This window comes from Streptomyces sp. LX-29, assembly GCF_029541745.1.
Taxonomy (GTDB): Bacteria; Actinomycetota; Actinomycetes; order Streptomycetales; family Streptomycetaceae; genus Streptomyces.
This window is the reverse complement of record NZ_CP089746.1, coordinates 4,215,251-4,228,811: the sequence shown is the minus strand read 5'-3', so window position 1 is coordinate 4,228,811 and position 13,561 is coordinate 4,215,251. Positions and strand designations below refer to the sequence as shown.

General features: G+C 74.9%; 10 protein-coding genes. 3 read left to right on the top strand and 7 right to left on the bottom strand.

What is annotated here, in order from left to right; all coding sequences use genetic code 11:
• Nucleotides 1-205: 205 nt before the first annotated feature.
• A complete protein-coding gene (mshD, locus tag LRS74_RS18225) occupies nucleotides 206-1,162 on the bottom strand; it encodes a mycothiol synthase (protein WP_277744812.1) in 957 nt (318 codons plus the stop codon).
• Between the two features lie 160 nt (nucleotides 1,163-1,322).
• Between mshD and LRS74_RS18220 the strand changes: the two genes are divergently transcribed.
• Complete coding sequence (locus tag LRS74_RS18220) at nucleotides 1,323-3,155, top strand: bifunctional metallophosphatase/5'-nucleotidase (protein WP_277744811.1); 1,833 nt, start codon at nucleotides 1,323-1,325, stop codon at nucleotides 3,153-3,155.
• Nucleotides 3,156-3,239: 84 nt separating this feature from the next.
• On the opposite strand, the gene LRS74_RS18215 is transcribed toward LRS74_RS18220, so the two are convergent.
• Nucleotides 3,240-4,193, bottom strand: a complete 954-nt coding sequence (locus tag LRS74_RS18215) for a hypothetical protein (RefSeq protein WP_277741987.1) — start codon at nucleotides 4,191-4,193, stop codon at nucleotides 3,240-3,242.
• A gap of 599 nt (nucleotides 4,194-4,792) precedes the next feature.
• Here LRS74_RS18215 and LRS74_RS18210 point away from each other — a divergent pair.
• Nucleotides 4,793-6,052, top strand: a complete 1,260-nt coding sequence (locus tag LRS74_RS18210) for a DUF2993 domain-containing protein (protein ID WP_277741986.1) — start codon at nucleotides 4,793-4,795, stop codon at nucleotides 6,050-6,052.
• A gap of 87 nt (nucleotides 6,053-6,139) precedes the next feature.
• Here LRS74_RS18210 and LRS74_RS18205 read toward each other — a convergent pair whose 3' ends face one another.
• The 5 genes from LRS74_RS18205 to LRS74_RS18185 all read right to left on the bottom strand — a co-directional run bounded on the left by LRS74_RS18205 (nucleotide 6,140) and on the right by LRS74_RS18185 (nucleotide 12,264).
• Entirely contained in the window at nucleotides 6,140-7,681 is a 1,542-nt protein-coding gene (locus tag LRS74_RS18205) for a HAMP domain-containing sensor histidine kinase (protein WP_277741985.1), read from the bottom strand.
• Nucleotides 7,678-8,421 carry a response regulator transcription factor gene (locus LRS74_RS18200; protein WP_277741984.1) on the bottom strand — a complete coding sequence of 248 codons (744 nt, stop codon included), beginning with the start codon at nucleotides 8,419-8,421 and terminating at the stop codon, nucleotides 7,678-7,680. The genes LRS74_RS18205 and LRS74_RS18200 overlap by 4 nt, the downstream gene beginning before the upstream one ends.
• 751 nt (nucleotides 8,422-9,172) lie before the next feature.
• Entirely contained in the window at nucleotides 9,173-10,279 is a 1,107-nt protein-coding gene (locus LRS74_RS18195; RefSeq protein WP_277741983.1) for a trypsin-like peptidase domain-containing protein, read from the bottom strand.
• Between the two features lie 135 nt (nucleotides 10,280-10,414).
• Nucleotides 10,415-11,437 (bottom strand): LacI family DNA-binding transcriptional regulator, encoded by a 1,023-nt coding sequence (locus LRS74_RS18190; RefSeq protein ID WP_277741982.1) that lies wholly within the window; start codon nucleotides 11,435-11,437, stop codon nucleotides 10,415-10,417.
• Between the two features lie 23 nt (nucleotides 11,438-11,460).
• Nucleotides 11,461-12,264, bottom strand: a complete 804-nt coding sequence (locus LRS74_RS18185) for a response regulator transcription factor (protein ID WP_277741981.1) — start codon at nucleotides 12,262-12,264, stop codon at nucleotides 11,461-11,463.
• Nucleotides 12,265-12,506: 242 nt separating this feature from the next.
• Between LRS74_RS18185 and LRS74_RS18180 the strand changes: the two genes are divergently transcribed.
• Nucleotides 12,507-13,445 (top strand): alpha/beta fold hydrolase, encoded by a 939-nt coding sequence (locus tag LRS74_RS18180; protein ID WP_277741980.1) that lies wholly within the window; start codon nucleotides 12,507-12,509, stop codon nucleotides 13,443-13,445.
• The last annotated feature ends 116 nt before the right edge of the window (nucleotides 13,446-13,561 follow it).

Genomic DNA, 13,561 nt, shown 5'->3' with positions numbered 1-13,561 from the left:
ACCGCCCATCGCTCCGGCGCCCACCTCGCCTCGCCGGCCGCCACGCTCCGTCGGCCGCCGGGCACGGAGCACCGCCGGTCGCCCCGCGCGGGCACCCGCCGCCGGGGTACCCGTATGACGGGTACACCCTCGGGCCCAGCCCGGCCCGGCCCCGCGGGCGGGGCCGGGCCGGCTACGGAGCCGGGGCCGGGCCGGCCGCGGAAGGTCAGGCCTCCGTGCGGTACATCAGGTCCACCTCGTAGGTGACGAAGCCGAGCCGCTCGTAGACCGTGACGGCCGCGGTGTTGTCGGCGTCGACGTAGAGCATCGCGGTCGGCAGGCCCTGGGCCGCCAGGTGGCGGAGACCGATGGCGGTGAGGGCCTTGCCGAGGCCGCCACCCTGGGCGCCGGGGGCCACACCGAGGACGTAGACCTCACCGAGCTGCTCGGCGGCGTGCACCTTGGTCCAGTGGAAGCCGGCGATCCGGCTGGGCTCCGCCTCGCCTTCGGCGCCCGCGGCGCCGCCGCGCCGTTCGGCCAGGAAGAAGCCCTTGGGGTCGAACCACGGCTGGGCCTTGCGGTCGTCCAGGTCGCGCTGGCCGAGGGAGCCCTGCTCGGGGTGGTGGGCGAAGGCGGCGGCGTTGACGGCCAGCCAGGCGGCGTCGTCCTCGCCGGGCCGGAAGGTCCGCACCGTCACGCCCTCCGGGAAGACCGGCTCGGGGATGTCCAGGGTGCTCAGCTCGCCCAACGGCCGGCGCATCTGGCGCAGTTCGCGAAAGAGGGACAGACCCAGCACCTGCGCCAGGTGGCGGGCGGCCGGGTGGCCGCCGTGCGCCCACACCCGCAGTCGCTTGCCGGACTCGTGCAGCAGCGCCACGCCGAGCGCCCGGCCGTGCCCCTGGCCCCGGTAGGCCGGGGGGACGACCAGCTCGGCCGCGGGGGCCTCCACCGGGTCGGTGTCCTCCAGCTGCGCGTACCCGACGAACTCGCCCTCGCGGTCGTGCAGCAGCAGATGGCGCACCCCGGCCCGCCGTCCGTGCAGTTGGATCCGGCCCTGCTCCGACACGGCCGGCTGTCCGTCGGTCCGCGCGGCTTCCGCGATGAGGTCCAGCACCACCTGTGCCTGCTCGGGCGTCAGCTCCTGGAGGACGTCGATCCGCCGCCCGCCGATCGCCCCGGCCATCTCGTTCACCACGTCATTCATGGCCCCGAGCCTACGGCGGAGCCCGCGCCGACAGGGCGCAACCAGGTCGTAACCCCGGCCCCCCTGCCCTGCTACGCGCGTTGACCGTATGCTGCGGCCGTTCGACCAGAGCACATCAAAAGGGGACCACATGCCGGCAATGAGATCTCAGGGACAACGGCGCGGGACGCGGCGCCGGTTGACGGCGGCGGTGGCCGTGCTCGCGGGCACGGCCGGTGTGCTGACGGCCGCGATACCCGCGGGCGCGCAGGGGACCGACACCACGTCACACGAGCCCGGCGGGCACGAGGGCCGCCACCACGGCCGCACCGTCGACGTGCAGCTGCTGTCCTTCAACGACCTGCACGGCAACCTCGAGCCGCCGCAGGGCTCCTCCGGCACCGTCACCGAGCAGCTGCCGGACGGCACCACCAAGGCCGTCCCGGCGGGCGGCGTGGAGTACCTCGCCACCGCGCTGCGCAAGGCCCGCAAGGGCCACCCGTACTCCGTCACCGCCGCCGGCGGCGACATGATCGGCGGCAGCCCGATGCTGTCCGGCCTCTTCCACGACGAGCCGACCGTCGAGGCGCTCAACAAGCTCGACCTGGACGTGACGTCGGTCGGCAACCACGAGTTCGACGAGGGCCTCGCCGAGCTCAAGCGGATGCGGGACGGTGGCTGCCACCCCCAGGAGGGCTGCTACGAGAAGGGCAAGACCTTCCGCGGCGCCGACTTCCCCTACCTCGGCGCCAACGTCGTCTCCGAGAAGACCGGCAAGCCCGTCCTCCAGCCGTACACCGTCTGGAAGCGCAACGGCGTGAAGATCGGCTTCATCGGGGTCACGCTGGAGGGCACCCCGGACGTGGTGACCGCCGAGGGCATCAAGGGCCTGAAGTTCCGCGACGAGGTGGAGACGATCAACAAGTACGCCAAGGTGCTCCAGCGCCAGGGCGTGAAGTCGATCGTCGCGCTCATCCACGAGGGCGGCATGCCCGCCTCCGGCGCGTACAACTACGACTGCGACAGCCCGAGCGGCGGCGCCGGCGTCTCCGGTCCCATCGTCGACATCGCCAAGAACGTGACGCCGAAGGTCGACGCCCTGGTCACCGGCCACACCCACCAGGCGTACGCGTGCACCATCCCGGACCCGTCCGGCACCCCGCGCACCGTCACCTCCGCGGCGTCCTTCGGGAAGCTCTACACGGAGACCACGCTCACCTACGACCGCCGCACCGGCGACATCGTCCGCACCCGGGTGAAGTCGGCCAACCACGTGGTCCACCGGGAGCAGCCCAAGGCCCCCGACATGACCGCGCTCATCGAGCGCTGGAACGCGCTGGCCGCGCCCATCGCCGGCCGGCCGATGGGCTACATCTCCGCCGACATCCCGGGCCGCGGCGCGACCACCCTGGAGACCCCGCTGGGCGACCTGATCACCGACGCCCAGCTGGAGGCGCTCGCCCCGGCCGACAAGGGCGGCGCCCAGCTCGCCCTGATGAACCCCGGCGGCATCCGCTCCGACCTCGTCTACAAGGCGGCGGGGAAGGAGGGCGACGGCGTGGTGACCTACGGCGAGTCCTTCACCGTGCAGCCCTTCGCCAACATGATGAACGTCATCGACCTCACCGGCGCTCAGCTGCTGACCGCGCTGCGCCAGCAGGTCAGCGGCCCCAACGCGGAGGCCCCGAAGATCCTCCAGGTCTCCAAGGGCTTCACCTACACCCTGGACATGACGAAGTCCGGCGCGGACCGGATCGTGACCGACTCGGTGAAGCTGAACGGTGAGCCGATCGACCCGGCCAAGACCTACCGCGTCGCGATGAACCAGTTCCTCGCGGGCGGCGGCGACGGCTTCCCGGTCTTCAAGGAGGGCGGGAACAAGGTGGTCGGCCTGGCCGACCTGGAAGCCCTCAACACCTACCTGGGCGCCCACTCCACCGCCCAGTCCCCACTGGCGCCGCCGGCGGCGGACCGGATCACGGTCGTCGAGTAACACCCGAACCGGCCGGCGGTCCGGACGGCGGCGCCCCGCGACGGCGGGCCGCCGCCGCCCGGCCGCCGGCCGTCCTCCCCGCGCTCACTGCAGACAGACCCCGGCGAACCGCAGCGCCCCGCCGGCCCGCTCGTCGTCGGCGCCCAACAGCGCCTGCCCGAGCTGTCCGGCCTGGCTCGACTCCCCGGTCCGGGGCAGACAGCCGAGCGCCTCGACCTTGTGTCCGGGGAAGCCGCCGAGCTCCACGGGGGCCGTGCGCATCGTCAGCGAGACGGTTCCGGCACCGTCGACGGAGAGCCGTCCGGCGTCGTAGACGACCGAGTCGAACGGCCCCTCCTCGCCGACGCCCGACGTGGAGACCACCATCAGCGCGCCGGACGGCGAGACCTTGAGGTCGCTGACATGCCGCACGTCCGCGCCCGGCCGGGGCACCCGCCAGGCCACCGCGGTGGGGGTGCCGAGGGCCAGCCGGCCCGGGTCGAAGGTGGCGGCGCGCACCGTCGCCGGGCGCGTGTCGTCCCCCCGGTCGGCCCACACGGCCACCAGCCGCTCCCCGTGCGGGAAGAGCGCGAAGCCCTGGTAGTCGTCGTCGCCCCGCTCCGCGCCGGGGACGGTGAAGGAGCCCAGCACCGTGAGGGTGTCCCGCACCACCCGCAGGTGGTAACCGGTGCCGCCGCCGGCCAGCGCGATGTAGTGGTGCGGCCGTCCCGGCACCGCGTCCAGCGCCTCCAGGTCGCCCGGGGGCGTGCCCTTCCAGTGCAGCTCCCGGACCTCGGGGTCGGCGCCGGGCCGCAGCCGCACCGTAGCCACCCGCCCCTCGCCCGGCTGACTGTTGTCCCGTACGACGAGCGCCTCGGTGGCCTCCCCATCGCGCCCGACCACCGCGACCCCGCTGATCCCGTGCGTGGCGCCCTGCTCCCCCACGGACTGCCAGCCGTGGTCCATCGCGGCCGGGGGATACGCGTGCGCGGCCATCGGGACGACGCCCAGACACACGAGGAACGCGACCGCGACGACCAGCCTCTGTCTGATCATCATGTCGCGACGGTAAGCGGGGCCACCCCGCACGGCCGTGAGGCCGGAAGCGGAGCTCCGCCACGGCGGGGGCGATTTCCGCCCGACGGCCTACAGCGGGTGGGCCATCCGGCCGGGCCCCGGGGACGGGCAGCCGGGACACCCCGAACCAGCCACCGGGACACCGGGACCGCCCGCCGGGGCACCAGGACACCCGGACCGGCCGCCGGGTAGGGCCGCCTCATCGACGGGACCTGCCCGTGCCGATCGGTGGTGGCCGAGCCGACTGGCAGGGGCCCGTCCGGCGTACAGGCACTCCGGCTCACGGAACCCGGCACGCTCGACGGGCGCCGCCGGCCGGCGCGGGCGCCGTCTGCCGGGCCCACCCTCCGGGGCCCGGCCCGAGCCGGCCCCGAACGCACCAGGGGCCGCGGGATGAGCTCCCCGCGCGCGTGTCGGCACGCCGTTCGACCCCGCCGGAGAGGCCCGCACACAGGAGGCACACGCTCCGCACACCGGAGGTGCGCACTCCGCCCCGCGCCGCGTGGATTCCGGCGTGGGCTACGCCACGTACCGCCGGTTCCGCTTGCGTGTGGCGCGGGAGCCCGTGGTGGGATGGACCGATGCGATCCCCCACACGCATACCTTCTTCACCGTCGTACGCCTTCGACTCGGAACAGCGCCCCCGCAACCCGTACGACGAACTCGCCGAGTTGGCCGACCCGTACGACCCCGACGACCCGCTGGGGCTCGGGCTCAAGGCCGACGACGAGGAGGACGACTCCTGGTCGCCGCCGGACCACCGGCGGGTCAGGCGGCGCCGACGCCGACGCCCCTTCCGGACCATCCGCGCCGCCCTGCGCGCCCTGCCTCTGCTGCTCAAGGTGACCATCGGGTTGGCCGTCGGCACGCTGGTGCTCGTGCTCGCCGACCGCTGTGCCGCGATGTACGCGGAGCGGCAGGCGGCGCAGCGGGTCCAGCAGCAGCTGGGGCTGGCCACCGCGCCGGAGGTGACGATCCGCGGCTTCCCGTTCCTCACCCAGGTGTTGGACCAGCGGCTGGAGCAGGTGGACATCGCCGTTCCGGACGTCGCGGCGAACCGGGTGTCCCTGGCGACCGTGCGGGCCAGCGCTCGCGACATCCGGCTCACCGGCTCGCTGCCCGACGCCATCGACGGGGCCGTCGTGGGCAGCCTGAAGGGCGAGGTGCTCCTCTCCTTCGACGACCTCAACCGCGAACTCGGCGCCTCGCAGGTGCGGTTCAGCGAACTCGGACACGACCGGGTGCGCGCCTCCGGGAAACTCCCGGTGGCGGGGCAGGAGTTCCAGCTGCGGGCCGAGGCCCGGATCCGGCGCGAGGGCACCCGGGGCATCTCCACCGACGTCAGCGGCGTACGCCTGGACCTCCCCGGCGTCGCCACCTACCGGCCCGACCGGCCCGCCGGGCTGTTCCTGCACCGACCGGCCGCCGAGCGGATCGGCCGCGACGCGACCAAGGCGAAGGCCATGCTGTCGGTGCCCGCGCTGGCTCGGCGACTGGGCGTGCCGGACGGCGCCGCGCGGGAGGCACAGCACAGCGACGCCCGGCTGCACGAGATCACCGGCTCGCCCCGCTTCGTCAAGCGGCTGACCGGCGTCAACCTGGTGGACACCCTCGCCGACCACCCCTGGCTGCTGCGCCGGCTCGGCATCGACCCGGACGTGGCCACCGCCCTGACCCGACTCAGGCCGCCGGAGCTGTCGAAGCAGCTGGCGCTCTCCTTCCGGCTGCCCGAACAGGCCGACGAGCTGTGGCTGCGCCATGTCACCGTGGAACGGGACGGCATCCGGGCCGAGCTCGGCGGCCGCCACCTGGACTTCGGCCGGGGACGCGGCAGGGACTGACCCGACCCGCGACCCGGACCCGCAGACCCGACCCGCGGTCCGGGACCCGCGGCCCCGGCCCCTCGGGCTGACCCCCGGCGCGCGGGGCTAACCTCCGGCCACCTCGCCGCCGTCCGCACCATGCGCACCGCCCGCACCGCCCGCACCGCGTGAGCCGCGCGCGTCACGCTCACCGTCCGGCGGCGCGGGCACGGCGTCCGGCGGCGGGCTCGCCGCGCCCGGAAGGCGCAGCCGGGCCACGGTGCCGCCGCCCGGGGCGGGCAGCAGGGCGATCTCGCCGCCCGCCGCCCGGACGGCGCGGGCCACGATGGACAGGCCGAGCCCGGAACCGGGGAGGCTGCGGGCGGAGGGTGAGCGCCAGAAACGCTCGAAGACGTGCGGGAGTTCATCGGGTGGGATCCCGGGACCGTGGTCGCGCACGGTGAACTCACCGTCCTTGAGCGCGACCTTCACCAGGCCACCCTCGGGGCTGAACTTCACGGCGTTGTCCAGCAGGTTGACCAGCACCCGCTCCAGGGCGTCCGGTTCGGCCCGTACGTACCAGGGGTCGTCCAGCGCGGCGTCGATGGTCACGCCGGCTCCGCCGCGCACCCGCAGCCGGGCGCGGGCCAGCGCCGCCCGCGCCACCTCGTGCACCGCCACGACCCGCGGCGGGCCGCTGCCGGGGGCGGTGTCCGGGCGGGCCAGCTCCTGGAGGTCGCCGATGAGCGCGGCCAGCTCGGTCATCTGGGCGGTGACGCTGGCCAGCAGCTCCCTGCGGTCCTCCGACGGCAGCGCCCGGCCGGTCTCCTCGCTGCGCACCAGCAGCTCGATGTTGGTGCGCAGCGAGGTCAACGGGGTGCGCAACTCGTGCCCCGCGTCCGCGATCAGCTGCTGCTGGCGGTCGCGGGAGGTGGCCAGCGCGGCCGTCATGGCGTTGAAGGACCGCGACAGCCGGGCGATCTCGTCATCGCCCTCCGCCGGGATGCGCACCGCCAGGTCCTCGGTACGGGCCACGTGCTCCACGGCGTCGGTCAGCCGGTCGACCGGTCTGAGCCCGGCGCGCGCCACCGCGAGTCCGGCCGTGGCGGCCCCCAGCACCCCGACCCCGGCGACGACGGCCAGGACGAGCGCCAGCGTGTCGAGGGAGTCCCGGACCTCGGTCAGCGGGCGGGCCACGGAGACGGCCACGCCCGCGCGGTCGAACGGGTAGGTGTACACGCGCAGCCGCGTGCCGTCCTCGGCCCGGGTGTCGTGCAACGCGTCCTCCTGCCGCCCCAGGGCCACCGCCACGTCCTCGTCGGCCACCGCCAGGCGCGAGGTGCCGGGGTTGGGACATCGGGTGCCGTCGGCCAGCACCAGCTGCACGGCGTACGAGCCGGGGGTGGGCGGCGGCGTCTGGTCGGGCTGGTCGGACCGGCCGTCCTCCTCACCCGGGCCCGGGCAGGTGCTGAGGATCCGCCCCACCGTGAGGCTGTCGACCTGCACATCGCGCAGCGAGGAGTCGAGCTGGTCGGTCAGCTGGTCCCGGGTGACCACCCAGCACGCCAGCGCCGAGGCCGCCACCGCGACGGCCACCGCGACGGCCGTCAGCAGCGCCAGCCGCGAGCGCAGCGGGAGCCGGCGGAGTCGGCGGGATCGACGGATCACGGGGTCGCGCCCTCCTCGGAGCGCAGCACGTAGCCGACCCCGCGCACCGTGTGCACCAGCCGCGGCTCGCCACCGGACTCCGTCTTGCGGCGCAGGTACATCACGTACACGTCCAGGGAGTTGGAGGTGGGTTCGAAGTCGAAGCCCCACACCGTCTTGAGGATCTGCTCCCGGGTGAGCACCTGGCGGGGGTGCGCCAGGAACATCTCCAGCAGCATGAACTCGGTGCGGGTCAGGTCCACCCGGCGGGCACCGCGCGTCACCTCGCGGGTGGCGGGGTCCATCCGTAGATCGGCGAAGGAGAGCCGCCGGTCGGCCGCGGCGTCGGCGACGGCCGCGGCGGCCGCGTAGGAGCTGCGCCGCAGCAGCGCGCGCAGCCGGGCCAGGAGTTCGTCCAGCTCGAAGGGTTTGACGAGGTAGTCGTCGGCGCCGGCGTCCAGGCCGGTGACCCGGTCGCCGACGGTGTCGCGCGCGGTCAGCATCAGGATCGGCACGGTCACCCCGGAGGCGCGGAGCCTGCGGGCCGCGGTGAGTCCGTCCATGCGGGGCATGAGCACGTCGAGCACGATCAGCTCGGGTTCGAAGGAGGCCACCTTGTCCAGCGCGTCCAACCCGTCCACGGCCGTCTCGGCGCGATAGCCCTCGAACGCCAGACTGCGCCGCAGCGCCTCGCGGACCGCGGGTTCGTCGTCGACGATCAGGATGCGGGCGGGCTGCTCACCCTGCTCGGCGAGGCTCATCGGTCACCTTTCGAGTTCCTGGGAAACGAGGGCGGGGGCGGGGGGTTCAAGCGCGGGGACGCGGCGGGGTTTCAAGCCGGGGACGGCGGCGGGGGACGACTACGGGACGGCGGGGGACGGCCCGCCCCGGCCGGCAGCCACCTGGCCCCCGGGGCCGGCGCACGGACCAGTGGCTGCCCGGCCCCGGCCCCTCGGTACAGACCCAGCCAGCCTCGCACGCCCACACCCCACCGCCGCGCTCCAGCCCCGGCTCAGACCCAACCCACCCGGCGTCCCAGCCCGCCGCGCGTCGCAGGCCCCGCGCTCGCGCCCGCCGCCCGGCCCGCCGCCGACCGCCTGGGGCGCGCACCACCCGCCTCGACGGCCGAAAGCCGCCCCCGCAGACCGACTCGCCCCCCACCCGCCCGTGTCCCAGCCCGCCGTGCGGGCCTTCGCGGGCCGCCACGCCTTCCGCCCGGCCACCGACCCCGGTGCTCGCCCTGGCAAGGGCACTCCCGCCTCCCGGCCCGCGACACCCTCCCCCTGCGCACCGGCGCAAGCCCCGACCACCGCGCGCGCCGGCCACCGAGACGTGTGCCACGCACCGCACCCGGCCGGCCGGAGACCCCAGGCCGTGTGAGCCCCGCGTCCCGAGCCCGCCGCGCGGGTCGCAGGCTCCGCGCTCGGACCTGGCCGGCCGGCCCACCGCCGACCGCCGGGGGCACGCACCACCCGGTCCCACGGCCGGAGGCCGCCCGCCCCGCCGTGGGGGTCAGTCGGCAGCGCCGGACCGCAGGGTGTCCAGGTCGGCCTTGACCGTGTTGACGGGGATGGAGAAGCCGAGGCCGACGCTGCCGGCGCCGGGGGAGCCCGCCGCGGAGCCGGGCGCGTACATCGCCGAGTTGATGCCGACGATCTGGCCCTTCATGTTGATCAGGGCGCCGCCCGAGTTGCCGGGGTTGAGCGAGGCGTCGGTCTGGATGGCCTTGTAGGTGGTCTTGGACTCGCCGACGTCGCCGTTGTACCGATCGCCGCCGAACTCGAAAGGCCAGCCGTCGCCGGTGCCGCCGCCCTGGCTCCGGTCCTGCTCCTTGGAGACGGTGACCTCCCGGTCGAGGGCGGAGACGATGCCGCTGGTCACGGTGCCCGTCAGACCCTCGGGGGAACCGATGGCCACCACCTGGTCGCCGACCTGGACGGCGTCGGAGTCGCCGAGCACCGCGGGCTTGAGGCCGCTGGCGCCCGAGACCTCGATCAGGGCCAGGTCCTTGTCGGGGTCGGTGCCGACGACCCGCGCGTCCTTCTGGCTGCCGTCGCTGAACCGCACCGTCACCGTGTCGGCGCCCGCGATGACGTGGTTGTTGGTGATGATCTCGCCGTCGGCGGTGATGACCACGCCCGAGCCGGTGGACCGGGCGGCGCCGCGCGAGGTCGCGCTGATCTCCACGATGCTCGGCCCGACCGCCTTGGCGACCGCCGAGACGCCGCCCTCGGACGCGTTGGCGTTGACGACGGGGGTGGCCGTGGAGTCGTCGGAACGGTGGGTGGCGTTGCCGACCAGCGCCGCCGTGCCGCCGCCGAGCGCCGCGGCCACGAGGGCGACGGCGGCGATCAGGGACCCGGACCGACGGCCGGGCCGGCGGCGGTCGCCGCGCCGACCGCCGCGGCCGTCCGCCGCGCTGTCATGGGTTCCGCCGCCCGGCCACACGGTCACCCCGGTGGCCGTGGTCACCGGCCGCGGGGCCCGCGGCCCGTGCGGACCATACGGCGCGTACGGCGTGTACGGGGGCGTGGCGGGCGGGACCGGCGGAGCGTACGGCTGTCGCTGCGGGTCCCCGGGTAGGTGGCCGCCACCGCGGCCGATGCTGTCGTCCGTCATGCCGACGACTGTGCTCAGCGACCATGAGAATTCTCTGAGTGCCCGCTGAGAACAGGGACAGAAGTCCGTAAGCCCGACATAAGGCTCCGGGGTGCCGCGCCGCCGGACCGCCACGCGGCCCGCGCCCGGCCGGCGTCAGCTACAGCCGCAGGAGCGCCGCACCACCAGGGCGGACGGGAACTGCTTCAGCCGCTCCCGCCGCGAGCCGGTCACCCGCAGCCCGTCGTCCAGCACCAGGTCGACCGCGGCCCGCGCCATCGCCTCCCGGTCGGAGGCGACCGTGGTCAGCGGCGGATCGGTGAGCGCCGCCTCCTTCACGTCGTCGAAGCCGGCGACGGCCAGATCCCCGGGCACGTCGAGGCGCAGCTCCCGCGCGGCGCGCAGCACGCCGATCGCCTGGTCGTCGGTGGCGCAGATGATCGCCGGCGGCCGGTCCGGGCCGGCGAGCAGCTCCAGCGCGACCTTGTAGGCGTCGTAGCGGTTGTACGGGGCCTCGAAGAGGCGTCCGTCCACCGGCTGCCCGGCCTCCCGCATGGCCCTCCGCCAGCCCTCGACGTGGTCGGTGACCGGGTCGCCGACGGTCGGGGTGGTCTCCAGACCGCCGAGGCAGGCGACGTACGGATGGCCGTGCTCCAGCAGGTGCCGGGTGGCCAGGTGGGCGCCGCCCACGTCGTCCGTGACCACCGCGACGTCCTCGATCGCCTCGGGACGGCGGTGCAGCAGCACCACGCGCGCGTCCCAGGCGTCGATCTCGGCGGCGGCGTGCTCGCTGGGGCCCTGGCTGATCAGGATCAGCCCGGAGACCCGCATGCCCAGGAAGGCGCGCAGGTAGTGCACCTCGCGCTCGTCGAGGTAGTCGGAGTTGCCGACGAGCACCATCTTGCCGCGCTCGGCGGCCGCCCGTTCCACGGCGTGCGCCATCTCGGCGAAGAACGGCTGCCGGGCGTCGGGGACGATCAGTCCTATGAGGTCGGTCCGGCGGCTGGCCATCGCCTGCGCCACCCGGTCCGGCCGGTACCCCAGCTCCTTGATCGCGGCGAGCACACGCTCCCGCGTGGCCGGGGCGACCGGCCTCGGTCCATTGTTGATGACGTAGCTGACGACAGCGGTCGAGGTCCCCGCCAGCCTTGCCACATCGTCCCGCGTCACCTTGGCCACGGGCGCAGTCTACGCGGGTCCAGCTAAGGCTTGGCCGTTCGTCCGACGGCGGCCCTCGTCCCCTGCCCGGCCGACCGGTCCGGCTCCGCCTCGCTCCGGGCCGCGCCGCCCCTCGTCGCGGCCTGGGCCTTGGCCTCCTCGGCGACCCGCTCGGCCTTCTCCGGGATCACGAAGCGATAGCCGACGTTCCGCACGGTCCCGATCAGCGACTCGTGCTCGGGGCCGAGCTTGGCGCGCAGCCGCCGTACGTGCACGTCCACCGTCCGGGTGCCTCCGAAGTAGTCGTAGCCCCAGACCTCCTGGAGCAGCTGGGCGCGGGTGAAGACCCGTCCGGGGTGCTGTGCCAGGTACTTCAGCAGCTCGAACTCCTTGAAGGTGAGGTCCAGCACCCGGCCCTTGAGCTTGGCGCTGTAGGTCGCCTCGTCCACCGAGAGATCACCGGTGCGGATCTCCATCGGGGAGTCGTCGGAGCCGATCTGCTGGCGGCCCATGGCCAGCCGCAGCCGGGCCTCGACCTCGGCCGGGCCCGCGGTGTCCAGCAGCACGTCGTCGATGCCCCAGTCGGCGGTGACCGCGGCCAGCCCGCCCTCGGTGACCACCAGCATCAGCGGGCAGCCGGGGCCGGTGGAGCGCAGCAGCTGGCACAGGCTGCGCACCTGGGGGAGGTCACGGCGGCCGTCGACGAGGATCACATCGGCACCGGGGGTGTCCACCAGCGCCGGACCCTCCGCCGGCGCGACCCGCACGCTGTGCAGGAGCAGACCGAGCGCGGGGAGCACCTCGGTGGAGGGTTGCAGTGCGTTGGTCAGGAGCAGGAGCGAGCTCATCGGCCGCCACCCTCCCCGGTCGCGGTCGCACGGTCCTGCACGCTCATCCGGTCCTGCACGCCTGGCTCACCCATCACGTCAGTTCCTTCCTCGGTCCCTGCGAGGCTATGCGGCACTGCTTCGTACGGTCGCGCTCCGCGCCCTGGAGCACGCGTGCGCTCAAACGCGCGAAACGCGCCTGAAAGCACAAAAGGACCCGGGGGCTGCGTTGCCCGAGTCCTCTTCCCAGCAGAATAGCCCACATGGCACCTGGAGCAGAGGCCGGAACGGAACGCCGCCGTGTTCCCCCGGTCACTCGGCGGAACACCTCCGTCCCCCGGCGCGTCACCCTGCTGACGGCCGACGGGGTCTCGATCGAGGCGGCGTACGCGCCGCGCGCGACAGCGCCCGGGACGGCCGGCGACCCGTCCGCCGAGCCGGTCATCGTCGTCGCGCACGGCTTCACCGGGGCCCTGGAGCGCCCCGCGCTGCGCCGCGCCGCGGAGACGTTCGGCCAGCGTGCGGCCGTGATCACGTTCTCCTTCCGGGGGCACGGCCGGTCCGGCGGGCGCTCCACCATCGGCGATCTGGAGGTCCTCGACCTGGCGGCGGCGGTCCGCTGGGCCCGGCAGTTGGGCCACCGGCGGGTGGCCACGGTCGGCTTCTCGATGGGCGGCTCGGTGGTCCTCCGACACGCCGCGCTGCACAGGAACGGGGACGGAACCGGGGGCGCACGGCCGGCCCCCGGGCCGGCGCGCGACCTGGGGCACGGGGCGGAGCACGAGGGGCGCACGGACGCGCACTCCGACGCGGTGGTCGCGGTGAGCGCCCCGTCCCGCTGGTACTACCGCGGCACCGCGCCTATGCGGCGGCTGCACTGGGTGGTATCCGGCCCGACCGGCCGGCTGGTCTCGCGGTACGGGCTGGGCACCCGCGTCGCCGCCCGGCGCTGGGACCCGGTGCCGCTGTCCCCCGTCGCGGCGGTCCCCCTCATCGCGCCCACCCCGCTGCTCATCGTGCACGGCGACCGCGACGCCTACTTCCCGCTCGACCACCCCCGCATGCTCGCCGCGGCGGCCGCGCCGGGAGCGGCCGAGCTGTGGCTCGAACCCGGCTTCGGCCACGCCGAGGCCGCCGCCGACGCCGCGCTGCTGGACCGGATCGCGGCATGGGCCGTGCGGACGGCCGCCGTCCCCGACTGAGGCCGCCGGGTACGCCCGAGCCGGCAAACCCACGCCCGAGCCCCGCCGCCCATGTCCGAGCCGGCACGTACGCCCGAGCCGCCGCATACGCCCGTATCGGCCCCGGCGGCTCCGCC